Raw genomic sequence first — 26,247 nt, forward strand, 5'->3', positions numbered from 1 at the left:
TCCTTGTGACTATGAACAGGCGGGTGCGCTGCATCAGAGCACCACCTTCTGCACCGTGCCGGCGCGTGAGATCATGGCCATGAGGTCGACAATGGGTGTGGAGCGATCGAAGAGGAAAGTCAGTACAGCGCCGTCGCGGTAGGCGACGGAAACCGGTGCGTGTTTTTGAGAGAATTTGAGAGGGATTAGGTGCTGTGGGACAACCTCGTTCGCATTGGGGTGAAACCCCTGCCTGATTGGTTCACCATTGAGTGTGGTTCTTTGCATGGCTGTTGGCCTCCATGATGCCGCGCGGGATGGGCGGCTTCGATGAAGAAATTATAACCGCAAAGGTTATTATGTCAACATAATGGTTATAACAACGGCAAGTACCTAATCCATTACCTCATTGGTCTGCCGCCACTACGCTCCAAGTAGCCTCCCCAGATCTCCACGGAATCTAAGCGATTCTCAGGGACTGAAAAAGGAGCGTATATCGGGTCCTGGTTGATGGAGCTAACCCGCAATGATCCGTCCGGGAGCCGGTGAACCATTTTAACCATTACTTCAGCGTCTACGCGCAGGACAAAAGTACACAATCGTGGATCTGTCACGCCCGGTCCGGGCGGAACGCGCCGACGGGTGTCTACAACAATCCAGTCATTGTCAAAAATGAAGGGGCTCATGCTTTCCCCTCGCACCCGGTACGCCTTGCACGCGTTCGGCACACAACGTCTAGTCACAAAGAAATCAGCGTCGTATAGTCTCAACTTCTTTTCTGGTGCATCAGTGACAACTAGCCGATTACCCGCTCCAACTTCCAGTAACACTGCCTCTATGGCGGCATAACCATCCGGCACTGGTTCCTCGCCTGGATACCACGCACTGACATCCACACTTTCAGTCACACCAGACTTTTCCAACTGGCTGTGAATGCCCTGTCCTCCAAGTGCATCAAGGGTCTCAGCAGGAACTCCCAGTATATTGGATAACCTGACCAGCTCCTTTCTGGGAACCCCGCGTTCCTCCCAGTGTTGATAGTTCTGTGCATCTTTGAGCTGGAGAACATCTAGCGCATAGCGGCGCTTGGATAAGCCGCGTTTCTGCCTGTCCGATTCCAGCATGGCAATAGCAATTGTAGATCCTGTAGGTTTTCGGTTTTTCATGCGTTGATTGTTCCCCTTAGCTCACAAGCAGGGAAGCACCGCTGTGTTGACAGTGTCACCATTGTGGTTATACTTTGCCTCATGAATGGACTTGACCGTGCAGTGTCACATTTTGGCTCCCAGTCATCGCTCGCGCGCACGCTAGGAGTTTGCCCAATGGCCGTTAGCCACTGGCGGCGTCGAGGAGTTCCCCTCGACCGCGCCATCGCCATCGAGCGCGCCACCGCCGGCGCCGTCACCCGTGCCGAGCTCCGGCCCGACATTTTCGGCCCCTTGGATGAGATCAGAGACCGGGGAGCCACATGAGACACCAATCGACTACTACGACTTCCATGCCAGGAAACGGGGGCACCCGGATTGCGTTTCCAGTCGCGCGATCATGCCTGGCGCCTATTCGCACGGCTGGGAAGGCTGGAAGAGACCATGCCGAGTGATGCACAAAAACTGGATTGTTCAGCGCTTCCGCCCCCACCTGTATCAGCCGACATTGATCTGCGTTCCTATTGCTGGATGAAGCTGGACCTGAGCCGACTCCATTCCAGCGACTTCATCCACCTGGCCAGCAATGAGGAGTTCGGCGCAGCGGTAAAGCTGTGGACCGAATCCATGCGGCAGGTACCTGCTGGCAGTCTTCCCAACGATGACAAGATCCTGGCGTGCCTCGCTGGATATCGAGGTTCTCCCCGGCGGTGGATGAAAGTCAAGACTATTGCACTGCATGGCTTCTCCCTTTGCTCCGATGGCCGCCTGTACCATCCCGTGCTTTCGGAAATGGTACTGGATGCCTGGGGCAACAAGACCCAGCAGCCGACATCAAGCCCCTCGGACCCGCGCGCCAAGGATCGCGAGCGCCTTCGTCGCTGGCGGGCAGCACAGAGGGCCAGGCAGGAAAACGCTCAGTCTAACAGAACTGAGGAAGCACACTCTACCCAAGCCGATGAAACGATTGAAACGTTTCAAGGCCGTTTCACTGAAACGTTTCCTGAAACGGCTGAAACGTTTCATAGAAAAGAAGGAGAGGGAGAAAAGAGAGAGAGAAGAAACGTGGATAACGTTTCCGAAACGGCGGGTGAAACGTTTCAGGAAACGCCACCCACAGAGCCCTCTCCACTGCCGACTGCAACCCGCGAAGGCACGTTGTGCAAGAAACTACGGGGGCTTGGCGTCCGTGCGGCCCCTCACATGGTTGTTGTGCAGGAGATGTGCGCACGCCATTCCGACGAACACATCCTGGCCGCAGCGGAAATCGCGCTGGAGAAAAAAGGCAGCGGTATCCACGTCGGCTACATCGCCGCGATGCTGAAAGACGCTGGGAAATCTTCAGGGAAAGGAGGAAAGAACAAGCCGGCAGCGGGGCCGCCCAACCGCTCTCTCCTGCCGCCCGTCGCTGTTGCCGAATCTCATTATGTCAGACTGTAGGAGAGCCGCCATGGAAAAGAAGTCCGATATCCACCATCAGCCATCCGTCCATGCGGGCGATGCTGCCAGGGATCTCCTTGCCCGATGGGGATTCGACCCTAGCAATGAGGCGATCCTGCCGGACCGTCATCCCCAGTACCGCGAGTGCGCGCGCCACGGCCGCTATCCGATCTCCATGGTGGATGAGCGGGACGTCATCCGCTACCTGTCCCCTGTTTGTCCGGTGTGTGCGGCGGAGCATGCCTCCCGCCGACTCATGGAGAGCGCGGCCATCCCCAGTCGCTACATCGACTGCGGCTTCGACAACTACGTGGTCGAGATCCCGGGACAGCAGACGGCCCTCGATGTCTGCCGGGACTACGCCGAGCATTTCGAAGAGCGCGCCCAAAAGGGATCCTGCCTCATCCTCTGCGGGAATCCCGGCACGGGCAAGAACCACCTGGCGTCTGCCATCGCCCACGTGGTGCTGGCCAAAGGGTACAGCGTGCTCCAGGTCACCGCCTACGACATCATTGCCCGGATCCGCCAGACCTGGCAACGGGGAATCGGCAACAGCACGGAGCTGGAGGTCATCCGCGGGTTTGCGGAAGTGGGCCTGCTCATCATCGACGAGGTCGGGAAAACCTTCGGCAGCGATGGAGAGCGGGTGCATCTCTTCGAGGTGATCGATCACCGATACCGCGACCTGAAGCCGACCCTCATCCTGTCCAACGAGAATATGGAGGGCGTGGAGAAATACCTGGGTCCGGCCGCCTTCGACCGGCTGTGCCAAAACGGCGGGCTGCTGCTCTTTGACTGGCAGAGCCATCGCCGGGGGAGGGGGTGCACATCCGACACGGCTCTCTGTCTGCGGGGTGAGTCATGAACAGAAATCATGAGCAGCAATTGCTGATAGAGCCCCTCTCAGAAGGCCACCCGATGCTGAACACGCATCCCGTCCGCTCCGCTTGCGCCCGAAGCGCGACCAGGAACATGGCATCCTACCTGATCGACCTCGGCCCATTCTTTTCAGAGCCAAAGCAGTTCCTGGAAGACCTGCGCGCGAGTGACTTTGCGCCGAAGGGATACGATTGCAGCGCACAGGTGGCCATCCGCCTCATGCGCTGGTCGCAAAGCATCCAGTTGACCCCCCGCCAAAATCACGTGATGAACGAGATCATCTCTGAGGCCATTCGGCGTGGAGCCGCGATCATCGAATCCAAAATCAGGACGGCTGAATGGTCTATACCAGATCATCGCGACGATCATCACGATCTTGCCGTCACGGCGGCCACCAAGGCATTGCAACATTTTGCAGAGAAGCACGACCTGGCAACGATGCCGCACCCCAATATTGCGACATTCGTTGATGTGCATACCCGGTTTGCCTCCCGTGATGCCATGGAAGATTTCATTTATCGAAAACGGCTCGATGCGGAATCCCTGTTGCCCCACGAGCCGACGTTCTCAAAAGCATCGCTGGAAAGAGTCATTCGGCAGAGGCGGTCGGAACTCAAGCATCTCTCCGGAGAAAAACGGCAGAAGAAAATGCGGGAGCTGGAAAGAATGGAAGCCACGCTGCATGGAGCGCGAACAGAGGTTCGCCTGGAATATGCGCTGGAAGAAAGGGGAGACCATGAGGCACGAGGCGGTAGCGAGCGACTTTCGCTGGAGGACCAGGTGTCCATCGCGGTCGGGGGTATCGACCTGGAAGAGGAAGACGACAGTTATGAGATGCCCGCCGGCCAGCGGGAGTTTCTGGACCTTCTGATTCAGGTGGGCAAGCAGCAAATCGCTGCACGGCAGCTCATCCCTTACCTGGCCGAGGCCAGGGAATACCGCGCCGTTCTCGGTCTTCTCCGAATACTGAAGAAGACCGACGAAATCAGCCTTGAAGCAGCATCGCTGCGTGATCTGCTGGGCAATCGAAACCTGGCCGATATTCGAAAGAAGGTCCTGCGCATTGGCCGGGCCGACAGCCGTGAAGCGGCCTCCCTTTTCGAGTCGTGCAAGGCATACCTTCGTGGGGAGAATGGTGAATGTGAGGTGCTGGCTGCACTGCAGGTGGCTTCCGTATGAGCGTACATCCGCCATTCCCCTGGCTGGGTGGCAAGGGGAAACTGGCTGACCAGATTCTTGCCCGGCTTCCCGAGCCGTCGCGGGAGCTGACCTATGTGGAACCCTTCTTTGGTGGCGGAGCGGTATTCTTTGCCCGTCGTCCCTCGGGCATCGAGGTCATCAATGACGCCAATGGCGAGATCGTGACCTTCTTTCGTGTGCTCCGAGACCGCACAGACGAACTGATCCGGTATCTGCAGAATACCCCCTATTCGCGCCAACTGTTTTATGAGTGGCGGGCCATTCCGGACCCGGCAATCCTGCCGGACCTCGAACGCGCCGCCCGGTTTTTCTATATCGCCAGATCCGCGTTCGCCGCCGAATCCACCCGCAAAAATCCGGCGTGGGCCTTTGCCAAGGTTTTTGACAATAAGGCTCGGTCCATGGCCGCCGTCATCGATTCGGAATTGCGATTGGTTCGGGATCGGCTGCGGTATGCGCTGATCGAGAACGATGATGCCATTGCGGTGGTCCGGAGATTCGATAGCCCATCCGCCGTCATCTACTGTGATCCGCCTTATCTCCAGGCTACCCGCAGAGACGGGCAGTATGCCGATGAGATGAGTGACCAGGACCATGAGAACCTGCTTCGGGTGCTCTGTGCCTGTGACGCCTATGTCGCGATTTCCGGCTATCCCAGTGATTTATATTCTGACCATTTGGAGTCCGGGCAAGGATGGTCCTTTGTGGATTTTGCCCACTCCTGTCACGCGAACCGGTCAGGGCAAGCCGGTGAAGATATCGATCGAGATCGGACAGAAAGGATCTGGATGAATCCGCGCCTTACGCAGTGGTATGAGCGGCACGCCCCGCGCCAGTGCTCCCTGTTGGATCTGTGTGCAGTGTGACCCACTCCCGATCTATACCGAACCGAAAAAAGAACGGTTCGTCATATCTCAAGGAGAAAGTCATGGCTGGAGTGAATAAAGTGATCTTGTTGGGCCATCTGGGGCGAGACCCGGAGATGCGGTACATGCCAGATGGGACGGCGGTCGCCAATATGACCATCGCCACGTCGGAGTCCTACAAGGATCGGGACGGCAACCGCCAGGAGCGTACAGAGTGGCATCGTATCGCACTCTATGCGAGGACGGCGGAAGTCGCTGGGGAATATCTTCGCAAGGGAAGCCAGGCGTACATCGAAGGGCGTATCCGCACCAGAAAATGGACCGATAAGGACGGTCAGGAGCGGTATTCCACGGAGATCGTGGGCGACCGGCTCCAGTTGATCGGTGGGCGCCGTGACGGGGCCGATGGTGGCAATCCAGCGCCACAGCATGGTGGTGGGGGTGGCGGGGACATGGGTGCTGCACCGATGGATGAATTTGACGACGATATTCCCTTCATCACCAAGGCGGAAACCATCTGTCAACCACGCTGGCGGCTTCCGCGAGTGCGGTTCTGAGGGGGCGGAACTTGATCAGACTCCAGCATCCAGGTGGTCCCGCCTGCGTCACCCCCTGATCTGGCGTTCTTCCAGGAAGACCATTTCCCATGAATTAGTCCCCACCCATCCCCGGCTGTTCCAGCACGGCACCGCCTCCACCGTGGCCGACCACATGCCGCCAGAAGCACAGGCCTGGCAGGGCCAGGATATCCAGTGGTGCCTGCGGATGGCGGAGGCTATCGGACCGCACTGTTACGGCGTCGTTCACCAGCTCTTTGCCGATCGCGTGCTGGTCAATCTGCGCACCGTACAGAACATCCTGCGACTCCGGGACAAGCACACCCCTCAACGGCTGGAGGCGGCCTGCGCACGGGCTTTGCGCTTCAGTAATCCGCGTTATGGGGCGATCGCTCAGATCCTCAAGAAAGGCTTGGATCAAGAGCCGTTGTCGCCCGTAACTCCCGAATCCGGAAGTACCTATACCAGTGGCGGTCGCTTCCTGCGCGACAGCGCTACGCTATTTCATTGAAAGGAATTCTGATGCAAACCCAAGAGTTGAGCAGTCATCTTCGCGCCCTGCGCCTGTCCGGTATCCTGGATTCCCTGGAAGCTCGTAATCGCCAAGCGGTGGATGGTCAAATGGCCTATACCGAGTTCCTCGCCATGCTCCTGCAGGATGAAGTGGCCCGCCGGGACCAACGGAAATTCGACACACTCCTGCGTCAGGCCCACTTCCGGAATCACAAAACCCTGGAAGACTTCGCCTTTGACCGGTTACAGAACCTGAACCGCTCTCTGGTGCATGATCTGGCTACGGGTCGCTACCTGCAGGAGCAGGCACTTGTCCTGATCGTCGGGCCCTGTGGCACCGGCAAGAGCCATCTCGCCCAGGCGCTGGGGCATTGTGCCATCCGCCAGGGGGTGGACGTGCTCTTTATCACCCAAGGTGATCTGGTGGGCTCCCTGCATGCAGCGCGGGCCACCGGTGGCTTTGGCCGGCGCTTCCGCCAACTCGCCAAAGTGACGCTACTGATCATCGACGACTTCGGCCTCAAACCCATGCGCCCGCCCCATGACGAGGACTTCCACGATCTCATCGCCGAACGCTATGAGCGAGTCTCCACCATGCTGACCAGCAATCTCCACTTCGCCGAGTGGGGGGACGTCTTCCCGGCCAACCGCATGCTCGGAGTGGCCACCCTGGATCGGCTACGCCACGGCGCCTATCGACTGATCCTGGAAGGCGATAGTTTTCGCGCCCCCAGGCCGCTCCCGGAATCCCCGAAAAACACCATTGCGAAAGGAGCCAAAAACACCCATTCATAACACCGTGCGAGACCCCATTTCAGGCACTTTGAAATGGCGCCATTACGCCGCCCTTCGGTGGCGCCATATTGCCGGTCAGTGACAAGGCGGAAGCCCTGGTTATTCAATGGGCCTGGCGAAATAGAAATAAACCTGGTAGCCTAGCAATTATCGGGGGGTGGTTTTTTCTCTAATTAATCTTTCAAAGCCCCATCGTTGCACGAAACAAGGAATAAATGGCTACTTTTGTCGATCTATTTTGCGGAGGGGGACTCGGAGCCCGTGGTGCCGTGCGCGGAGGGGGCACTCCTTTGCTGGGATTGGACGCGTGGGAATTGGCCACGAAGACATACAAGGCCAACTTTCCAAAATCGGATGTCATTACTGATTTCATCGAAAATGTTGACACGAAGGCTCTTGGTCGGCTTTATAAGCCAGATGTGCTGCTGACCTCTCCAGAGTGCACGTCGCACTCCATTGCACGCGGTGCCAAACCGGGAACTGAAAGAAGCCGCGAGACCGCAATCAGCATTGTCCCTTGGGTGAAAGCGATGCAGCCCCGGTGGGTAATTGTAGAAAACGTGAATCGGATGAAGAAATGGAATCGTCACAACGAACTCGTCGAGACAATCGAAGGATTGGGCTACACGGTCAGTGATCTCTTCCTCAATTCCGCCGACTTCGGTTCCGCACAGGCCCGGAAGCGAATGTTTCTTGTGTGCGACAACCAGGGTTCCAAGGTTGATCGCGAGCAGCTACTGGGTTTCGGGGCCAATGTCAAATTGACGACCAATGACATTATCGATTGGGAGACACCTTACAAGTCCGATCTGCTGCGTAAGCCTGGTAGGGCAAAACCGACCATCGAGCGAGCCGAGCGAGCCATCGCTGCATTGGGAATGAATGTTCCTTTCATCATCGTTTATTACGGCTCCGATTATGCCGGCGGCTGGCAGACTCTGGACGTGCCGCTTCGCACAGTAACTACTGTTGACCGGTTCGGATTGGTTACGTGGCACAAGGGTGTGCCTTACTTGAGAATGCTTCAGCCGAACGAATTGCTTAAGGCAATGGGTGGTGGACACGAACATATCCTGCCACACGGCAGTCGCCGTGAGAAGGTGAAACTTTGCGGGAATGGCGTCTGTTCAGATGTTATGACGGCAATCTTCCAATGGATCGGCGCTACGCAAGCAAAAAGTTCAAGCAAGCTAAAGAAGGCAGCAGTGCGTCGATGATCGACAAATGCCTGGATACTGTCGATTTGACTGTGGACGAAGTTTACGGTGGATCAAGAAACGGCAATGCCTCTGATGACCCGTTGCCCAGGTTGCTGGACGTAGATAACGGAGCGGGATTCCGGCACCTGGGGCAAAGACCTGAAGTAAAGACGCTCAAACTTTTGGTCTTGAAAACCAGCTTTTCAGATACAAACTGGCCAGACGCCCTCGATAGCGAAAGCGGCACGTTCATCTACTACGGCGACAAACGAGCGCCCGGCGATCTCCACCAGACCCCGCGGCAGGGTAACCTGATGCTCAGAAATCTGTTCGACGAGGCGCACCAACATCAGCAAAGCGTTTCCTTTCCACCAATCCTCCTGTTCGGTAACACGGGGACATATCGTGATGTCCGTTTCATCGGGCTGGCCGTTCCGGGTGCAGCAGGCATGGGGGCAGACGACGATCTGGTGGCAGTGTGGCGGACCACAAATGATGGCGTACGGTTTCAGAATTACAAGGCAACGTTCACCGTTCTCGACGTTCCGGTCGTCCGAAGATCCTGGATCGAGGATATCAAGAATGGCAAAGCAATTTCCTCGCCACATGTGCCAAAGCCATGGCTGGACTGGGTCGGCGGCAGGAAATTCACATCTCTCAAGTCTGTCCCCGTCAACGCAGTGCGGACCAGACAACAACAGATGCCGGAAACGCCAGAGCTCAGTGCGTACGTGAAACTCGTCCATGAGTTTTACAAAGACGATCCTTACGCCTTCGAACGGTGTGCTATGGAACTCGCCCGATTCTTCATGCCGGCAATCCAAAAATGGGAGATAACCCGCCCCTGGAGAGACGGAGGACGGGACGCCTTGGGTACCTATCGAATAGGACATGGGGCAGGTGCGATCGACGTCGATTTCGCACTGGAAGCAAAATGCTACGGCATGACCAATGGCGTTGGGATAAAGCCACTGTCCAGATTAATTTCCCGTCTCAGGCATCGCCAGTTTGGAATTTTGGTCACCACCTCATTCCTCGACTCTCAGGCTTATCAGGAACTGATTCAGGATGGTCATCCGGTGGTGGTCATATCATCGGGAGATATTGCCATGAAGCTGAAAGAAAGGTTCGGCAGCGTGGACAACGTAAGAATTTGGCTGCAGAAGATCTGAATGACTATTTCCTGTCGCAGACATTCTCAGGGATTTCGCCTAATGACTCATTCCCTTCGATCCATTCACACAGGCTTGCTGCCAACCCTTCGAGCGAACTTCGCCTCGTCACACATTCCCACACGATCAAGACCCGCCACCCCTTTGCATGCAATGCCGAGATAGTCTTGCGGTCTCGCTCGACGTTACTGTCAAACTTGGCACGCCAGAACTCTATGTTCGTCGCAGGCGCTTTGACCAGCCCGCAACCCTTGTGACGATGCCAGAAACAACCGTGCACAAAAATGGCTATCCTGCGCCCGGCCATGACAATGTCAGGGGCTCCGGGTAGATCGCGCCGGTGTAGCCTGAACCGGAATCCTGCGGCGTGGAGTGCCCTACGGACAGCCAATTCGGGCTTGGTGTTCTTGCCGCGGATGCCGGACATCATCCGGCTGCGGGTCGGGGCGTCGACAATGTCCGCCACCGATATCCCTTAGCCGATCTCCGGAATGCCTTCGGCCGGTTCCGAGTAGGTCGCCCCAAGAACAGCCTCACGGCATTCAGGCCTCTTGGCCCACTCTGACACCATGCGTCCGCCGGCCGTCCGGTGCAGCGTCTCATTGACCTCCCCTGCCCAAAGGGCGAATTGCGCCAGCAATTCCGGGGAGACGCATTGCCTATCCCAAACGCGCTCCAGATCGAACCGTGAGCCGAGCCGCGCCGCCAGCAGAGAAACCGTGTAGGCGGCAACGTTGGCCTGAAAGGCCTGGAACATCGGGCGGACAAGTTTCTGGACTGCCTTGAAGACGATGGCCACCGCCACCATGGACTTGTACGCGGCGACGTCCGGCGCGGGCGGAGGCGCCTCGCCCTCGGGCACAGTCATGCCCGACATGAAGCGGTCAAAACACTTCTGCGAGCCGAGGCTGACGACATCAGGCTGCGCGGACCACGCGAGGAGGTATTTCGCCAGATCGGTCTTCGTGATTTTGCGCGAGGGCGGCACGGCTTCCTTCAATGCCTTCAGTTTCGCCTGAGTCGTCCCTTCCCTGGAAAGTAAGGTATTGTAACTGCCGGCCGCGCGCTCGTAGAACCAGCGCCCCGTCCCATCCGGACAGTAGACGCTCAGGGACAGCCGCTCGACGTCCACGTGAAAGGGCTTGTTGGCCGACAGATCCGATTGGCGCACCGCGTTTTGGCTGTTGGCGAAGCGCGAGATGTCAGAGACTAGTGCCTCCTCCCTGGCCTCGTCCCTCACCCTCATGATGATGATTTTCGCTGGCACCCGGACTTTGGCGAGATCCATATCAGGAAACTTCCTCTTCGCGAAGAAGATGGAGGCCGTCGTCTGTCCACCGTTCACGATTTGCAGACCCTTGACCCACGCAATGCCGGGAGAGCCGTCCGCCGCCCGGTCGAGCCTCATCTCATCGGCCACCACCACTATGCCGTTGTTGTAGGCCATGAACCTTCCCGGGGCGTTTCTGAGCGTAGCCTGAATGCCTGCGTTCACGCCCTTGCCCTTGACGCTTAGGAAGGAGCGCACGTTCGCCTCCAGAAGCCGCGCCCCGAAACGCTCATAGAGGAAGCGCAGTGCCTTGCCCGGCATCGCCGTCAACGCATAGTCGTACTCGTCGGTATTCCCTGGCACGAACACGCAGGGGAGCGGCGAGCCGGAGACCTCCGTGAAATCGACCACGAGTTCGTCGCGCGGCTTCCCTTCCGACCAGTGCCGGTGGAGCCGCTCGATGTCCATGACTTCGAGCCGGACCGTCTTGCCGGCGATCTCCCTGGTCTTGAAGCTCTTCGCCTTAGCGACCCTGTCGGTCAGGACGAACACGCGCACCTGCTCCAACCCATCATAAATCTCCCGGATGGTCAGGGCCAGCGAGTACGCGTCGCTGGATGGATCGAGTTTGGCGGCCATCCTTCCCTCGGCACATAGGGCCAGGAAGCGCAGGCACTGCTCAACGGCCGTCTTGGTCTCGGCGTCCGGAACGGGCGTCGGCACGTCCACGCCCTCATAGAGGCTGACGAAGAGATCCAGTTGATCAGCCTCGTCGGACATCGCGTAGCCGCTCAGACGCAAGTTGGCGTTGCCGATCTTGCCCTGGAAATGGCAGACGACGGGTTCGAACGTCATGCCGATTTCAGCCATGTGCTGCATGACCACCTCGGAAAAGGTCAATGCCTCGAACGGAGAGCCCTCGCCCGTCTGTTCCCTGACCTCCGCCTGAGTCTCCCTCAGAAAATCCCCCAACTCCGTGCTCATAATGCCCCCAGTTTCCTCAATGCGCCGACCAAGCCGACATCGCCGCCTGGCGCGCGGTCGAGGTCGATCTCGTAAACCACGTTCGTGATGCCGTCGGGAACGTTTCCCCGCACGATTCGGGGAAAACCGTCCCCGACCTCGACCACCCGCGTTTGGAAGACGGAGAATCGCCTCTGATAACGGTCGGCGTGCGAGTCGTGGTATCCAGCCGCGAGAAGCCTGTCCGAATAGACGCGCCCCGCCTCGGGATCGCCGTTCAATTCACGTCGGATGGCCGCAACCAGTTCCGGAAGGGTTCGTCCCGAGTCACGTTCGGCCAGCTTCGCTGCGGCAACGAAAAGCGGCTTCCTCGCCGAGTCGTCCAACTGCGCCAACGAACTGATCTGCGCCGGGAAGCCGTGAGAGGAAAGTGTCGCCTTGACCTCCAACGCCCCTGCGCCGATCTCGAAGTCCTGCACCCCATTCAGGGGCCCGACCCAGGCGTCAAGCGCGAGCGGAGCGGGAACGCCAGCCTCTATCGTCATGCCGAGAAACGCGAGTTCCCCGTAAAGTCCGATTTCGGCTTCCGGCGATAGCGTCTGGTGCCCCTTACGCATGAACTCCTGCCACGCCCTCACTCGGGAAAGCAGCGTCCGGAGAATTCTCTCCTCCCCGCCCGCCGCCTCGGCGTCCATCGCGCTGGCGACGTCGCCAACCATCTCGGCGAAAAGTTCGACGCTTCCCGACTCTTTTCTCGTCAGGGCCAGCCAAGTCTTGCCATCATCGTGCGGGTCGGCCCTGGACACCTCGAACCCGCGTCCCTCCGGCAGTTTCTCGGCTACCGGAACCTTGGCCGAGGCGAATCCCGCGAGCAGGGCCTCTTCGTTGCCCGGGAAACGCCTACCCGCCATAAGGATGCACGGGCCCGCCGGGGCGATGGCGATGCTCCTCCAACCCTCTTCGCCGGACGCTCCGGACAGAGCCGCCCACGCCACTGCGAACTCGTCAATCGGCCGGGCCATATTCGGTCTCCCAAAGAAGATGATCGACTCGATATTCGACGACCGTACCCGAGTGGCTAGTAGGGAAACTCGCGCCGAAGGCAATGACAGGAAGGTCGGAACCATCCCCGGCCTTCAACTTCAAGTCCAAGGCATACAGAAGAAGTAGGCCCCGCTCCCTCGCGGACGGGACTCCTTCCGCGCCGTCGCCCCTCACGCGCCGAATCGAGAGGCCGTAGGGAACCGTCGGAGGCGTCGGCTGGACACCGTCCTTTTGCCGCGCGGGGTCTGGCTTCCATGTCTTGATCGCCAGATCCAGGGCCGCCTTCCACGCGGCCTCGTCGAGGTCGATGGCCTCGTCCCTTGGGGAGAGCAGTCTTCCTATGGAATAACGATCCTGGATTTCCGGATCGGGGGTACGCATCGGCATCCTTGACAGATTCACGTTACCGCCAAAAACATGCCCGCCCCCCTCGCCCCCACCAAGCAGGACGACCGTCCACGATGTCAGTTCGCCAGCGGCGGCCATCTTCCTTACGAACTCGTTGAGCAGGGCACTGTTGACCTTGCGTGCCTTTGGGTGGGTGGCGTAGGCGGAGAAGAAGTCGGCGACGGTGTCCGCCGAGATGCCGCTCCAAAGGAACGAACCCTTCCATTCTTGGACGGCACCGTTCCTCACGCGCTGCGGATCGGTCTCGGAAGGCTTCCCCATGGAGGCAATCAGCCGATCGGCCGCGTCAAGGTTGCGTTTGAGCAGCGCCGGATCGTGGTGCAGCGCGACCGTTTCCAGCGACTCGCCGCTGAAAGAAAGCTGGAGGTTCCTGGCCGTGCGCATTTTGAGCCGCGACGTCACCAGGAGCACCGGGTGGGACTGTACTTTGAGGCCGTACTCCCTGGGTGTTGCCCCGCTTTCGGCCATCGCGTCGAACTCCTCGCGCAGTTCCTCCGAGGCGTCGGCGATGTGCCCGAACCATTCGACGAGATCCCCAGTCGTGTAGAGGCGGCACAGATCGATGTAGCCGGGACGATATCCGAACCAACGTCCCATCTGCATGAGCGTGTCATACATCTTCGTCGTTCTCACGAAATAACTCACGCACAGACCTTCGAGCGTCAGCCCCCGCGCCAATTTATCGCCACCGATCGCTATGACCTTGAGACCCTTGGCGCGCTGGTCGGCGTAGTCGAGCGCATCCTTGGCCGTGCCGTTGATCATGCGCACGTCGATGTCCGACAGGACGTCTGGAAGGGCCGCCGCTATTTCGTCCCAAAAGGGGATTCGCGCTCCATCCGCGTCCGGCAACTCCCGCGCGATCTCGGCGCAGGTCGGTTCAAAGTCGTCCTTCCAGAGCGCCTCAAGTTCCGCCAGCAGTACCTCGTGGTCGACGCGCCGGGAGATCCTTTGACGCATGCGTTTCACAACGTCCTCGACCTGTCGGTGGACTTCCCTCTGGACGAGGTTGAGACGCGTGACGTGCACGAGCATCGAAGAATGCTGCGCACCCTGTCCCCGCGCCTCGCGGGCAGCGCAGGCGAGAATGAAGGAAAAAATAGCCTTCCTGAGCGATGGTGGTACCTCGTCGCGGCCCTCATGCAGCGGAATATGCTCCTTGTTGTGCTTCGGCGGCATCCATCCGCCCGCGCCTTCCCGATCCGTGTGATCCAATACATCCCGGATCAACGGAAGACCGCCAGCGCGGCCTTCTGGCGACCAGAGTCCGAACACGCGTGCCGGCCCAACGTAGTTCGACGGCGCCGCCAAGTTGATGATGAATGCCTGGGGAAACAGATCCGGCCCCTCTTCGGTTGTGGCGCCGCGACGGTGAATGAAGATGTTGGCGAACGGCGTGGCCGTGTATCCCACGTAGGCCGACTTGGCGAACCCATGCAGGATCTTTCGGATGCGGCTATTGATCGCCTTGGGCTCGTGTTCGGCATCCGGCGTCCCGTCCGCGTTGAACAGCTGCTCGCCCGTGTCCACCGAGGCATGGTCGGCCTCGTCATCGATCAGGAGCAGAGGAAGGTTGGAAACGAAACGGCGCCCGGTGGCGTTGTCGGTCGCGTCGGCGACGTGGTTGCGAATCCATTTCAGGAGCCGTTCAAGAACTGTCTTGTTCTTCTTCACCACGAACAGCCAAGGTCGCTGCTCCGGCGAAATGGAGTAGTGCTGGGCGACCTTTGTGTTGAAGTCACCCGTGTTGGTACGGTTCGTCGCGCAGTTGGGTAGTATCTTCGAATCGCTGTCGATCTCGCCGACACCGATGGGTTTGACGCTGTCGCCGGACACCGGCGTCTCGTAGCCGAGAAACCCCTCCTCAAAGCGTATCTGGGTCTGCGCGCGCAGGTTGTTGTGCAGGCCGGCGAGCACAATGATGATCTTGTAGCCTGCATCCGCCGCTTTGCACACCAAACCGGAATAGTTGCCCGTCTTTCCGGATTGCACGTGGCCCACGACGAGCCCGCGCCTGTCCCACGAGCCTTCGCGCATCGGATCTTCGAGCAGGCCCAGGATCTTGTCGGTCGATTTGTCCAGCCCATCGACCGCCGTGGTCGACATCTTCCGTTCCAGCCAAGTCTGATATCTCTGCCAGTAGCGCCAGTCCTTCTTTCGGGACGCCACGAGCCACGGCACGTGCCCCTCGACATCGACCAGGGTCGAATCCTGTCCGATCCAGAGGCTGAACCGTCTGACCAACTCCGCGATCGCCGCATCCCCGTGCTCCGGCCCTGCCTGCACCAAGCCAGCGGCAACGCCGACCTTCTCGGCGATGAGCGCCGGCGTGATCGGCGCCTTGTCCTTCTCCTGCAGAAGCAGTGTCTGCGCGATGCTGATCACGCTTTGCAGGATCTTGCCTTCGTCGTCCGCCATGCGCCTCCCCTTTTTTTGCGTTTATTCGTCGATTGGCCCGTCCGGCAACGCCGCAACGAGATCCGGAAAGTTCTGGAAGGGCTCCGTCGAGACGAGCGCCCGTTTGGCAGCTTCGGCCGACATGCCCAGTCGCCCCCGCATGTCGCGATAGAGGATCGCGAGCACCTCTGCTGCCTTTTCCGGCGGCTCGCCGGCAAATCCCGTGCGGGGCGTCTCCCCGTTCTCAGCCGTATCCAGCCACACGCGCTGCACAGGAACGGTTTCCTCGACCACCCGGAGCATCGCCTTCACCAAAGGAAGGGCCGGGCCGGATGCGTCCAACGCGGCGGCCACGGCAGGGTGCTTCTCGTCGATCCTGTAGCGGATTCCCGTTCGAGATCTGTCCACGCGCCAAGCCTGTTCCACGGGAGCCTCTCCAGGGCCGGGTGCCGGCGAGCCGCGATAGGCAAACACCTTCCGTGCCCTGTTACGCGTGTCCTCGGCAAGAGCAATGAGCCGCTGGCGAATCGACACGGGAGGTTTGGCCTTGGACTTGCGGATGTCAATATTCCATTCCGCGTCGGCCGTGTTGGGGATGTCCAACCGTATCCGGGCCAGCCGGTGGAACTCCTCGCGGTTCCACGCGCGCCCCTGCCCGAGTCCAAGCCATCCTCCTGCCAGCAGCAGGCGCCCGTTCCTGTAGACGTAGAAACCTTGCTGGGCAATCCATCCCTCCGGCCCGCCGGCCGATTCAAACTCATCCGGCGACAGCAGGTCGCGATGGGGCAGGACGTGGCATTCGACCTCCACCAGACCCGAACGGGTGTGAACCCTTGCCACGGGGGACTCCCATGGCTTGGCAGGATGCCCACGCATGAACGGATCCCAAGGCGCGACGGACCTTCCGTTCAACAGGAGCCGCAGCTTCGGGCGCGGGCCTTCCAGCATGCGCTGGAACACCATGGCGAGCCGCGCCTCCACCCCGTCTATGACGTCGGAGAAGTCGTCCGCTTCGAACCCTTCCGTGACGATTCGATCCAGGTTCTCCCATACGACCAGCGTGCCGAAAGGGCGCCCCGAGATCGCATCGAGAACCTCCTCCGAACCAGCCGCCGGTCCCTCGAAGAGTATCCACGCGTCGTCGCGACGCGCAGCAATTTCATCCAGATCCCAGCGCAGGCAGCAGAGCGTTACGCCTCGGCGGATCGAGGCAACCGTGAGCCGCCGGCACTGCGAAAACGAGGCCGTTTTCAACCCCATTCCGAAACGCCCAAGGTCCTCCGGAGACCGTTCCTCCAACGGGCTCCTGTCGCCGAGGCGCATCGCCCCCTCCAGCCTCGCGTCATCCATGCCGCAACCGTTGTCGAGGACGGAAATGCGGCTGTCCGCCCCGCGCCATTCGAAGTCGATACGAACCTCTGTTGCTCCTGCAGAGACGCTGTTGTCCACGATGTCGGCGAGAGCGGCCGCCGTCGAGTATCCGAGGCCCCGCAATGCCTCCAGCATCGCCCCCGCCCTCGGCGGCGCGTCCCTGGTTCGTCCCGTCATTTCCTGTACCCCGCTCCCAGCCACGGCTTGAATCCTGTTTCGACAAGGGTGCGCGCCAGCCTGCATCGCTTCGCGTCGTCCGTCCGATTTAGCCTGATCAGGACATCTCCGCCATGCTCACGGCCGTCCTCGACTTTCACGCCGATTTCCCTGGCCATAGCTATGGCGCGATCGGTGGCGTTTTGGATTGGCCGATTCCGTTCTCCGGAGCGGTGGTTCGCATCGGTCTTCACCGGTTCTCCTTCCCCGCATTCCGACGTTCCTGTTGAAGGCGAAGTCGCGTCATCGGGTCTCGCGCCGGCCTGTTGTCCTTCATCGATCACGGCGTCATCCTCATCCGACCTTCCTTGCCGGAGGCAGACCGTCGACAAAATTACGTAGTTGATCCGACCGGGTGGAATGACGCAGCGTCTTGAGGCTTTTTGATTCGATCTGACGAATCCGCTCCCGCGTCACGCCGAAAATCCCGCCTATCTGCTCGAGTGTGCGAGGCTCCCCGTCGTCGAGCCCGAAACGGAGCGTCAAGATTTCCGCAGCCTTCGGCCCAAGTTGAGCCAGGGCCTCCCTCATCGCAGCCGTCAGTTCCTTCGTCTCGGCCGAGACCGCCGGATCCTTTGCAGATTCGTCCACGAGCCAGTCGCCTAGCGCGATTTCGTCGGCACTGGGCTCATCAAGCGGAACCGGCTCCTCCAACCGGGCCAGGAGAGCGGCAACCTTCTTCGGGGACATCGACAACCTGTTCGCCAGCGCCACTACCGTCGGCATGCGCCCGATCTCGCGTTCCATCTCGTTGGCCTCGCGGGCCATGCGTAGCATCACATCGTGGACATGTACCGGCTTCCTTATTGTTCTGCCCTTGTCCGCAAGCGACCGCGTGATCTGTTGCCGAATCCACCAGGTCGCATAGGTGGAAAACCGGAATCCCCTGCGCCAGTCGAAGCGGTCGACGGCCCGGAGGAGTCCGATATTGCCCTCCTGCACGAGGTCGTCGAGGGGAAGCCCCTTTCCCTGGTAGCGTTTCGCTATGGAGAGCACTAGGCGCAGGTTCGAGACGGCCATGCGGTCCCGCGCGGCCGCTCGACGCTGCAAGGCTGCTGCGAACCTTCCGGCGGGTCCGTCCGCATCATGGCTTGCTCCGTCCGCGAGAACCAGAAGGAAGGATGTGGACAGGTTGGCCGCCGCGAGAGCCTCCCTCAGGGACTTCTCGCCCTCGCCTCCCTTGCCCGCGTGCCAAGCCAACCTCGCGATCTCAGCTAAAATCCCTGCGAACTCGCCGGCCGACACCGGAAGCGGTGGCGAGTCGGGCCCGTCGGCCTGATCAAGAGAAACATCATCCGATTCGACGCCGAATTCCCCGGTGCTGTCCTCCGGCAGCTCTGACGAGGTGGGCGAAACCTCTTCGGCATCCTCCACGCCTGACATGACGCGCCCGGGGCACACCAGTACGGCGGCAACGCCTTCCGGCCATTGCGCCAACGCATCCAGGGCCGACGACGCGCTGTCCTCGATTTCTCGGGCAAGCGCGGGCTCCTCGGCTGCCGTCAGCAGTCTTCTCCGACTCATCTCCTTGACGTAGAGCCTCAGCGGCTCGGCGCGCCCAGAGCCGAGATCGTCGAGGAACGCCATCGCGCCGGAAAGTTCGGCCGCTTCCTGATCATTTTCCTCTCCGTTGTCCCCGATCTCCTCCGGCTCGATCCTCTCATCAACTTCTGCACCCAACTCACCGAGAACGCGGACAAGGAGTGCCTCGCCCTCCGGGTTCGGCGAACCGTCTTCGTTTTCGCAGGCCGCTCCGACATCCCGTTCGGGAACCCCTCCCTCGCGCAGGGCGCGCAGCAGCAGTTTCCGAATCTGTCCGCGGCCATTTTTGTCGCCGGCCCTCGGTAGGGGTTCCGCTGTTTCCGGCAGGAACGCCTCGAAGTCTTCCCAATCCTCGGCCGTATCGATGGGTACGTGCCCGGAAATGGCCTTGTGCAGAACCGAGGCTGACTCCGCCAGTGTCGCGTCCCCTTCGGGCGCGGGGCCGTCCTCCTCGGCTTCCCATCCGGACAGATCGAAGGTGTCCTCGCCGCCCATGAGCGGTTCCGCCTCGGCGACGGCCGCTTCCTCGGCTTTGGGGGCAGGCAGGGACAAAACCGAAACGGCCTCCGAAGCGCCGGCCGCCTTCGCGATGTCCAGCGCACTTCTTCCCGAAGGGTCGGTCAGGGATGCGTCCGCGCCGGAAGCGAGCAGCAGCGCGCAGACGCCGGCCTTGTTCCGCGAGGCCGCGAGCATGAGCGGCGTCATCCCGTCGGCATCGCGTGCGTCGAGATCGTCGCCCCTGTCCGCATGCAGGCGCACGGCCGTCTCCACGCCGGCCAGCGCGGCTATCCTCAGGAGGCCGTTCAGGGGGCGCACGGCGAGGTGGTCCAAGGCGTTCAACTCGCCGCGCCCGGCGGAGCGTAGCCCGGAGCCAGGGTGGCGCTTTCCACCCCATAGAGGGCCAGCGGGTCGCGCAGCCAAAGCCGGTATTCGGGGCCGCGCAGTGCGTGGTCAGAGGAGCGGTCATCGCTCCAACGGCGTAGGACGTATCCGGCCAGGGCCGCCCGGACGCGCAGCCTCAGGACGCAGTCCTCCATGGGGTAGTCCAGCGCCGAGACGTCGGGCCGAGGGCCATCCGGATGAGGGACGAGGTCGAGTTCGACGATCCGGTTCCACTGGATATCGCTTTCCTGCCGCTCCTCCGGGCCAGGAGTCGCGCCAGCGACCGGAGAGGCCCGGCGTATCCGAGTCAGCACGAAATCCCTGAACTCGCCGGACTTCCGGTCGAATGCCCGCGCGTGCCAACGCAGCCCATTGTCGGCCAGCGCGAATGGCACGATTTTCCTCTTCGACTCGCCCTCACTCAGGGATACATAGGAAACCGACAGAACCGAACGGGCCCGGATCGCCCGTGTCACCTGCGCCAGCATCTCTGTGGAGGGACGGTTGATGGGTTCGGGAAACTCGCAGGGCACCATGCCGCTCTTGGAGCCGCCAAGCCAATCGCCGAACCCCTGCGAGAGGGCGGAGAGTGTCCGTTCGAAAGAGGGTCACGGCTACGATCGGCCCGAGTTGAGCGCGCCACCGCTTCCTCGCCCATGTAGCCGGGCAATGTTGCCAGATTAGCGGCAACCACCGCCGCAACGATGTTATCGAGTTCAACGGTGCGCCCGTTCAGACGCTTGAACGCTGCGCCATAAACGCTTACGAAATTTTCAATGGTGGAACCGGGATTGGGAAACCTCAACACGTTATGCCTTTGGTCCTTTGGTCGAGTAGGAGAAGAGTTCGGCCAGAGTGACACCAAGACCTTCGGCAATCTTTTCGATAACAGTGAGAGTCGGGTTGCGCTCGCCGCGCTCGACGCCGCCAATGTAGCTGCGATCAAGGCCGGAACGGTCTGCCAGTTCTTCTTGAGTCAGGCCGATGGCCGTTCGCACCTTGCGGACAGCCTCTCCGAACCTGTTAGCTTTTTGTTTTTCACCTACCATTTTCAGATGGTCGCTTGCAAGACGACTTTGAGTCCACGGACGATCAGTACCTTCGCGCGTGCCACCTGTTGCAGTTGCACCTCTTTGCCATAGAGTTCGCGCTTATTGTGAGCAGCGATATCGAGGGGGTCGTCTGTCTGAAACGGTGGCTGTGGATGCTCACGGTAAAAGTGAAGTGGGATGCTGATAGGGGGCCGGGTAATGTAGCATTGGGAACGGAACGCAAGATAAAGAAGGGGTGCCGTGCTGTCATCTCTTTCGATATCAGCCTCTTAGCAACGGCCCGCGCCTGCCGCTTCGCTCTGGCACGCCCGTTGCGACCCACCCCGGCGGCTGGCGTCATCCAGTGTGGCGCGGTGTTGGCCCTTGGCCTCGCGCTTGCAGCCGCTTTTGAAACAGTCGTGGTCCGATCCCATGGTGACAGGTTGCAACATCACTGCACATTTCGGCTCTCCCGTATCCTGGCGGCAAGGCTGACCAAATACCGATCTTTCCCAACGCCCAGTGGCACCCCAGGAAAATGTTTTGGCCATGCGGTTTCCAGCCATGATTTCCAAGCGTCCACAGCCTCCTGGTAGGTCCCTCTGGTATCGTCATCCTCCGGATACTCATCTTCAGGGTAGCAGATGGAAAAGTCGTAAATACTGGACTCGTCCGTGATTAGACACTCCGCAATATTCTGGCCCAGAAATTCCAGAATCTCGCTGATTTCCCGCTGGTACGCTTCGGTCAAATCCTGTTCGGCGATGGTGATTTTCTTTGGTGACATAACGTAGCACTCCTAACATGCCCCGATTTCTCCAAGAGTTGGCGACAGCCAACCGAGCGCAATAAGGGATGCATCTGTTGCAGCTTGCACCTGAAGGAGGAAACCCTTCCAGCAGACACGCCATGCGGAAACTTCGGATTAAAGACCCGAATGGTTTTGTGCTACAGGATACCACCCAAACTATGCACCAACTGTCCCTGCAGCACAGGCAACGCGGTCTTGAACGGAGGAGCGGTCAATCGTCCGCATGCAAATCCGCCATCAGATCGTCCACACTGGCGAATTTCTGGCCCTTGCCCGCTTCCAGCTCGGCAAGGGCCTTCTTGGTGGTGGCGTTGGGCACCTTCACGTCGAAAGGCAGGCGGTGTTCGTCGGCGATGCGCAGCATTAGCAGACGGATAGCGTCGGAAACCGACAGCCCCATTGCTTCAAGCGCGCTGGCGGCCCGCTCCTTGGTGTTGGTGTCAATGCGGGCGCGGACGTAGGTGTCGACGGTAGTGCTCATGGTAATGCTCCAGGAAGGCTCAGGCTACACCGTGGGCAATTTTAGCTGTGTGGCATGAGTTTTGTGTTCCAGAACTTTTAATACGGCATAGTCCGTTTTTACCCCGGCATCTGTTTGCCATTGCGTGACCCGGACGCGGCAAATCAAAACGTCAGATTTTGCAAAAGATTCCTTATCGGTGTTCACTCGAAGGAGGAAGTCTGTATCCTCAATAGACACAAATACGGTCGCCTGCCCATCATACAGTCTCCACTTGTTGCCATCTTGAAACGCCAGATTAGCGATAGAGAAAGCCTGTGTTCGCTCTTCAGAGAACAAAATCTCATCTGTGGCTGGTGGAGTAACAAAGTATCCACGCTCCTTTTTGCTAACAGTGACATCGACAGATTCATCCCGGCCTAACGCTATAGTCTCAATGCCATCACAGTCCAGGGGGTCCAACGCTTTTTCGAGCTTTTCCCGAAATTCGCGGTGCTGAAGCAAAATAAGAGTATATTCTTCGATTTCAAGCTGATCCTCATCTTCCGTGATGAGAATTCGTTTGTTCCCGTGAATATCTATCCTGTGAATTTTTCGTCCGCGCAACCATTTCAGAGCAGCGATGACGCCACCGCCAAAAGCCCCCAACCCCAGGAGTACCGCTGTCGCATTGGCCAGTCCTTGCCCGTCCTTACCAGCAAACCAGTTTATCGTTGACTGGAGCACGCAGGATGCCAAAGTAAGGTCTACACCAAAACTGCCGGTTTTGAACGACGCCTTGACGTTTACCACCATTTTGCTCTTCGGGCCAAACAGTGCCTGACTGGCAGCATCACAAGCGTCTGCCAGAGAGAGCAGCGCGGGAGCCAGATCCCGCACATCCATTTCGTGCGTATCCAGGGCTGGACCATCGTAGGTAATCCGAAAATGTTCAGTGCTCATCGAAATTTTTGTCCGATCTGAAACTTCTCCTAGGATAGCACCATCTGCACAGATTTTCTTACGCTAGGTCGTGCGCTTCTTGGCAAATTTGTTCTCAGTCCCAACCATGCCTAGCGGGTGCTGAATTTTTCGCCATGCGCAGAGCACGAAGCCCCGACTACAGTCCTGGCTTAGTCGCGGGAGGATTCACTGTCCGCATGCTCCGATACCCGCCCTGTGCATGATCTATACCCTCCCATCAGCTTTCACGGGAGTATCGCCATGCCGGGTCACCTGATCCTTGTCCGTCCTCATGCGTCCTTACTGGACGGCCCAGTCGTTGTCCACTATCTGCATCAGATTGGCGGCCACTGCGGCTACCTCTTCGCCGTCGATCCCGATTATGCCCGCCAACCTTTCTGGCGAAGGGCGCTGTCCTGGTATGGTCGGGTCAACGGCCACCATCGCATGGTCCCTCTCGATCAGCGATCACCCATGCCGCTTCGGGTGATTCTGCGCACCCTGGAGGCGGGCCACGGAGTGGTGCTGTTCCCGCAGGGAACGGGCATTTCCAATCCGGTCCGGCCAGATCTGCCCGGAGCATCCTGGCTAGCCCGAAAATCCCGATGCTTGGTCACGGAGATTCGCCTGGATCACTCCCGCTGGATTCCTCAAGTGGCGTATCAGGGGCGTGAGCGCCGCGCCACTCATGGGGCAGCCTGAAATCCCCTCAAGAAAGGCCTCGGAGATGAACTGGGCGCCTTGATCAGTACAGAAGATCTCAGGTGGAGCCATAACACTGTAACGCCTCCTGCGGGCATCCAGGCAAAATCCGTAAGTCCCCAGTTTGGGACGTCATGGAAAAATGGTGCTGGATGAGGCAGGTTAACCGAGTCCGTCAGATCGCTACCTTCCACTCCCGCAACTGGCCGACGGTCTGTGTCAGTCCCTGCTTGAGCAGCGTGTCCAGGTACTCGTCAACCGTCTTGGGCGGGTTCTTCAGCGATCGTCGATGGTTGGCCGCCGCCTCGCAAACGCGGGCTGCATGCAGATCCAGTAGATCGAAGATGAAGTCGTCTGGATGCTGGGCGGTCAGGTTGTAGGGTTTGAGCCGTTCCGGCGGGAAATCCTTCAGGTTGAACGTCACGATCAGGCTGGCGCCGCCGTGAATGGCGGCGGCAATTACATGCCGGTCATCGGCGTCCGGCAACTCGACGGACGGGATCAGATGCTCGAAGCCGGTGACCAGGCTGTCGCGGACGTGGGCGTTCATCAACGACCGCGTCCGCTCCAGGTCTTCAGCCTTCAGGTCTGGCCGCTGCTTCAGAACGTTACGCGTCCACTCGTCGTGGATCATGTCCGTCCAACGCGCCCGGTACAGATCGGTCAGCGCCAGACGCATCAGCATGTCGCGCAACGGTGCCGGGTAGAGCACGCACGCGTCGTAGATGACGATGAAGTTCGAACTCATTCATTCGTACCCCATCTTGAGCGCCTGGGCTTGGTCGGCCAGGGCATCAAGGGCCTTGCTGCGTTCAGCGTCGATCCGCTCCTTGTACGCGATCACGTCTTGGTAACGGACACGACGGTGGGTACCGATCTTGTGGAACGGGATCTCGCCGCGCTCCAGCAACTGGACGAGGAACGGTCGCGAGACGTTGAGTACGTCCGCTGCGTCTTGCGTTGTCAGTTCGGCGTGGATCGGGATGATACTGACCGCGTTGCCCTCACCGATTTCGGTCAGCACGTCCACGAGCAGGCGCAGTGCCGACACCGGGACGCGGACCGAATGAGACGCGCCCTTGTCGTTGAATATCTCGATCTGCTGGGTTTCCGCGCGGGTCTGAAGGAAGGCGGACAGCGCCCGGCCGCTCTCGCGGGCGATGGCAACTTCTTCGGCCGTCGGCAACGAATGAGTGGGAGAGAGTGTGGTCATGGCAGCCTCCAGGGAGCTTCAAATAGCATCACGCGAAAAAGTATAACCGAAATAAACGAATAATCGCAATATCCGAAACAGGATGGCCTTGCCGGGCAGGCAACCAAAGGGACACCCACGCCCTTGCCACGTTTGAGACTCTCGGTGATCTCCCAATCGACCCTCTTGCTCTTGGCACTGTCAGGAGTCAGGTGGACCGCTGTCACCGATGTCCGATTGATCGAAAAGTCGTCAAAGCATATGGGCGGGATTTTAGCAGCGATTATGGCGATGAGGGGCTGTTCTTTCCTTGCATCCCTGCCCGATAAAGCTATACCACGATCGCCCGATCTATACCCTCCAGTCGAAGATTAACTGCGCTGGAGAGTACGATGCCCGTCCCCGCCCCGTCCCGTTCTGGGAACAACACCGATAAGAAAGATCCCCGTCTTGAGCTCGCCGACAGGCTGATTGAACAGATTGAAGCAGGGACTGCCTCCTGGCAAAGGCCCTGGGAAGCCGGTGAGGTTTTGGCCCCGGTCAATGCAGTCACTGGCAAGGCTTACAGCGGGGTGAATTACCAAAATCTCGCGATGTTCTCTCCGGACCCGTCCGATCCCCGCTGGTGTACCTACAAGCAGGCCAAGGAGCAGGGTTGGCAGGTGCGCAAGGGTGCGCACGGGCTTCCTATCGAAAAGTGGTCTCGGTACGCGCACAAACTCACCGAAGAAGAGATGGCGAAACTTCGGGCGCAGGGCGCCCAGGACATCGAACCTGTGGAGGAACGGCTTGGTGTCCGTTACTACACGGTGTTTCACGCCTCACAGATCGACGGTATCCCCCCGCTTGAGCGTGCTCCGCATCCTCAAGCGGAAATGGAAGGCAAGACCGATGATCGCCTGCCTAAGCTGGCGGAGAATATGGGCCTTGAGGTGATACATACCGGCGGCAGGGCCTTTTATCGCCCCTCCGAGGACAGGGTATACATGCCGCCGACAGAGCGCTTCGAGCGCGCGGCGGGGCATGACACGACCCTTCTGCATGAACTTTCCCATGCGACCGGTCATGGATCACGGCTGAAGCGGGAAATCGGGAACTCGTTTGGCAGTCCAAAATATGCCGTCTGTCAAACAGCGTTTAAAAATGACCAGGTAACAGCGTATATTTTTGACCAGTTTTAGAGGGGGTGGCTGCGACGTTTTTTGAACCGGTAAGAATCGTTTCCGGTCTCCAGAATATCGCAGTGGTGGGTCAGTCGATCGAGAAGCGCC

The 26,247-nt window shown here is 59.5% G+C and carries 29 protein-coding genes; 12 read left to right on the top strand and 17 right to left on the bottom strand.

What is annotated here, in order from left to right; genetic code table 11:
- Positions 1 to 33: 33 nt before the first annotated feature.
- Together BLW97_RS02855 and BLW97_RS02860 are read right to left on the bottom strand one after the other, a co-directional pair.
- Positions 34 to 267, bottom strand: coding sequence for a hypothetical protein (locus BLW97_RS02855; protein ID WP_075322225.1), 234 nt, complete (start codon positions 265 to 267; stop codon positions 34 to 36).
- A gap of 113 nt (positions 268 to 380) precedes the next feature.
- Positions 381 to 1,145 (bottom strand): S24 family peptidase, encoded by a 765-nt coding sequence (locus tag BLW97_RS02860; protein ID WP_075322226.1) that lies wholly within the window; start codon positions 1,143 to 1,145, stop codon positions 381 to 383.
- Positions 1,146 to 1,226: 81 nt separating this feature from the next.
- On the opposite strand from BLW97_RS02860, the gene BLW97_RS02865 reads away from it, so the two are divergent.
- The 10 genes from BLW97_RS02865 (at position 1,227) to BLW97_RS02910 (ending at position 9,745) form a co-directional block, all read left to right on the top strand.
- Entirely contained in the window at positions 1,227 to 1,451 is a 225-nt protein-coding gene (locus BLW97_RS02865) for a transcriptional regulator (protein WP_075323541.1), read from the top strand.
- Between the two features lie 117 nt (positions 1,452 to 1,568).
- A complete protein-coding gene (locus BLW97_RS02870) occupies positions 1,569 to 2,564 on the top strand; it encodes a YdaU family protein (protein WP_242947662.1) in 996 nt (331 codons plus the stop codon).
- Between the two features lie 10 nt (positions 2,565 to 2,574).
- Entirely contained in the window at positions 2,575 to 3,429 is an 855-nt protein-coding gene (locus BLW97_RS02875; protein WP_075322228.1) for an ATP-binding protein, read from the top strand.
- Positions 3,426 to 4,622 carry a hypothetical protein gene (locus BLW97_RS02880; protein ID WP_075322229.1) on the top strand — a complete coding sequence of 399 codons (1,197 nt, stop codon included), beginning with the start codon at positions 3,426 to 3,428 and terminating at the stop codon, positions 4,620 to 4,622. The genes BLW97_RS02875 and BLW97_RS02880 overlap by 4 nt, the downstream gene beginning before the upstream one ends.
- Positions 4,619 to 5,509 carry a DNA adenine methylase gene (locus BLW97_RS02885; RefSeq protein ID WP_075322230.1) on the top strand — a complete coding sequence of 297 codons (891 nt, stop codon included), beginning with the start codon at positions 4,619 to 4,621 and terminating at the stop codon, positions 5,507 to 5,509. Before BLW97_RS02880 ends, BLW97_RS02885 begins: the two co-directional genes overlap by 4 nt.
- Positions 5,510 to 5,571: 62 nt before the next feature.
- On the top strand, positions 5,572 to 6,066 hold the full coding sequence (gene ssb, locus BLW97_RS02890; RefSeq protein ID WP_075322231.1) for a single-stranded DNA-binding protein: 495 nt from the start codon (positions 5,572 to 5,574) through the stop codon (positions 6,064 to 6,066).
- A 154-nt stretch (positions 6,067 to 6,220) separates the two neighbouring features.
- Positions 6,221 to 6,577, top strand: a complete 357-nt coding sequence (locus BLW97_RS20365) for a hypothetical protein (RefSeq protein ID WP_423230359.1) — start codon at positions 6,221 to 6,223, stop codon at positions 6,575 to 6,577.
- 11 nt (positions 6,578 to 6,588) lie between these two features.
- Entirely contained in the window at positions 6,589 to 7,374 is a 786-nt protein-coding gene (gene istB, locus BLW97_RS02900; RefSeq protein WP_169829322.1) for an IS21-like element helper ATPase IstB, read from the top strand.
- 215 nt (positions 7,375 to 7,589) lie between these two features.
- Positions 7,590 to 8,591 (top strand): DNA cytosine methyltransferase, encoded by a 1,002-nt coding sequence (locus tag BLW97_RS02905; RefSeq protein WP_075322232.1) that lies wholly within the window; start codon positions 7,590 to 7,592, stop codon positions 8,589 to 8,591.
- On the top strand, positions 8,528 to 9,745 hold the full coding sequence (locus BLW97_RS02910) for a restriction endonuclease (RefSeq protein ID WP_207650541.1): 1,218 nt from the start codon (positions 8,528 to 8,530) through the stop codon (positions 9,743 to 9,745). Before BLW97_RS02905 ends, BLW97_RS02910 begins: the two co-directional genes overlap by 64 nt.
- A 4-nt stretch (positions 9,746 to 9,749) precedes the next feature.
- Here BLW97_RS02910 and BLW97_RS02915 read toward each other — a convergent pair whose 3' ends face one another.
- From BLW97_RS02915 to BLW97_RS02970, 12 genes are all read right to left on the bottom strand, one after another.
- Complete coding sequence (locus BLW97_RS02915) at positions 9,750 to 10,211, bottom strand: very short patch repair endonuclease (RefSeq protein WP_075322234.1); 462 nt, start codon at positions 10,209 to 10,211, stop codon at positions 9,750 to 9,752.
- A gap of 9 nt (positions 10,212 to 10,220) precedes the next feature.
- Complete coding sequence (locus BLW97_RS02920) at positions 10,221 to 11,999, bottom strand: AIPR family protein (RefSeq protein ID WP_075322235.1); 1,779 nt, start codon at positions 11,997 to 11,999, stop codon at positions 10,221 to 10,223.
- On the bottom strand, positions 11,996 to 13,000 hold the full coding sequence (locus BLW97_RS02925; protein ID WP_075322238.1) for a PD-(D/E)XK motif protein: 1,005 nt from the start codon (positions 12,998 to 13,000) through the stop codon (positions 11,996 to 11,998). Before BLW97_RS02925 ends, BLW97_RS02920 begins: the two co-directional genes overlap by 4 nt.
- The gene (locus BLW97_RS02930) at positions 12,984 to 15,848 is read right to left on the bottom strand and encodes a Z1 domain-containing protein (protein ID WP_075322240.1); all 2,865 of its coding nucleotides are present in this window, start codon (positions 15,846 to 15,848) and stop codon (positions 12,984 to 12,986) included. The genes BLW97_RS02925 and BLW97_RS02930 overlap by 17 nt, the downstream gene beginning before the upstream one ends.
- 21 nt (positions 15,849 to 15,869) lie before the next feature.
- On the bottom strand, positions 15,870 to 17,333 hold the full coding sequence (locus BLW97_RS02935) for an ATP-binding protein (RefSeq protein WP_075323543.1): 1,464 nt from the start codon (positions 17,331 to 17,333) through the stop codon (positions 15,870 to 15,872).
- Positions 17,334 to 17,371: 38 nt separating this feature from the next.
- On the bottom strand, positions 17,372 to 17,698 hold the full coding sequence (locus tag BLW97_RS02940; protein WP_075322241.1) for a hypothetical protein: 327 nt from the start codon (positions 17,696 to 17,698) through the stop codon (positions 17,372 to 17,374).
- 10 nt (positions 17,699 to 17,708) lie between these two features.
- Positions 17,709 to 19,796, bottom strand: a complete 2,088-nt coding sequence (locus tag BLW97_RS02945; RefSeq protein WP_075322243.1) for a sigma-70 family RNA polymerase sigma factor — start codon at positions 19,794 to 19,796, stop codon at positions 17,709 to 17,711.
- Entirely contained in the window at positions 19,793 to 20,374 is a 582-nt protein-coding gene (locus tag BLW97_RS02950) for a BrxR family transcriptional regulator (RefSeq protein WP_075322248.1), read from the bottom strand. Before BLW97_RS02950 ends, BLW97_RS02945 begins: the two co-directional genes overlap by 4 nt.
- A gap of 273 nt (positions 20,375 to 20,647) precedes the next feature.
- A complete protein-coding gene (locus tag BLW97_RS02955) occupies positions 20,648 to 20,887 on the bottom strand; it encodes a helix-turn-helix domain-containing protein (RefSeq protein ID WP_075322250.1) in 240 nt (79 codons plus the stop codon).
- 433 nt (positions 20,888 to 21,320) lie between these two features.
- The gene (locus BLW97_RS02960; protein ID WP_075322251.1) at positions 21,321 to 21,656 is read right to left on the bottom strand and encodes a hypothetical protein; all 336 of its coding nucleotides are present in this window, start codon (positions 21,654 to 21,656) and stop codon (positions 21,321 to 21,323) included.
- Between the two features lie 235 nt (positions 21,657 to 21,891).
- Positions 21,892 to 22,161, bottom strand: a complete 270-nt coding sequence (locus BLW97_RS02965) for a type II toxin-antitoxin system RelB/DinJ family antitoxin (RefSeq protein ID WP_075322252.1) — start codon at positions 22,159 to 22,161, stop codon at positions 21,892 to 21,894.
- A gap of 24 nt (positions 22,162 to 22,185) precedes the next feature.
- Positions 22,186 to 23,082, bottom strand: coding sequence for an LAPAL motif-containing putative phage structural protein (locus BLW97_RS02970; protein ID WP_075322254.1), 897 nt, complete (start codon positions 23,080 to 23,082; stop codon positions 22,186 to 22,188).
- A 261-nt stretch (positions 23,083 to 23,343) separates the two neighbouring features.
- On the opposite strand from BLW97_RS02970, the gene BLW97_RS02975 reads away from it, so the two are divergent.
- On the top strand, positions 23,344 to 23,784 hold the full coding sequence (locus BLW97_RS02975; RefSeq protein WP_075322255.1) for a glycerol acyltransferase: 441 nt from the start codon (positions 23,344 to 23,346) through the stop codon (positions 23,782 to 23,784).
- Between the two features lie 175 nt (positions 23,785 to 23,959).
- On the opposite strand, the gene BLW97_RS02980 is transcribed toward BLW97_RS02975, so the two are convergent.
- Positions 23,960 to 24,532, bottom strand: coding sequence for a PIN domain-containing protein (locus BLW97_RS02980; protein WP_075322257.1), 573 nt, complete (start codon positions 24,530 to 24,532; stop codon positions 23,960 to 23,962).
- Entirely contained in the window at positions 24,533 to 24,997 is a 465-nt protein-coding gene (locus tag BLW97_RS02985) for a helix-turn-helix domain-containing protein (protein ID WP_075322259.1), read from the bottom strand.
- 371 nt (positions 24,998 to 25,368) lie between these two features.
- Here BLW97_RS02985 and BLW97_RS02990 point away from each other — a divergent pair, with 371 nt between their 5' ends.
- Complete coding sequence (locus tag BLW97_RS02990; protein WP_077218180.1) at positions 25,369 to 26,157, top strand: ArdC family protein; 789 nt, start codon at positions 25,369 to 25,371, stop codon at positions 26,155 to 26,157.
- Here the strand turns inward: BLW97_RS02990 and BLW97_RS18905 are convergent.
- Positions 26,154 to 26,247, bottom strand: a 94-nt coding sequence (locus BLW97_RS18905) for an ATP-binding protein (protein WP_242947823.1), incomplete at its 5' end; no start/stop codon positions are given. The genes BLW97_RS02990 and BLW97_RS18905 overlap by 4 nt on opposite strands.

This window comes from Acidithiobacillus albertensis (assembly GCF_001931655.1).
Classification (GTDB): Bacteria; Pseudomonadota; Gammaproteobacteria; order Acidithiobacillales; family Acidithiobacillaceae; genus Acidithiobacillus; species Acidithiobacillus thiooxidans.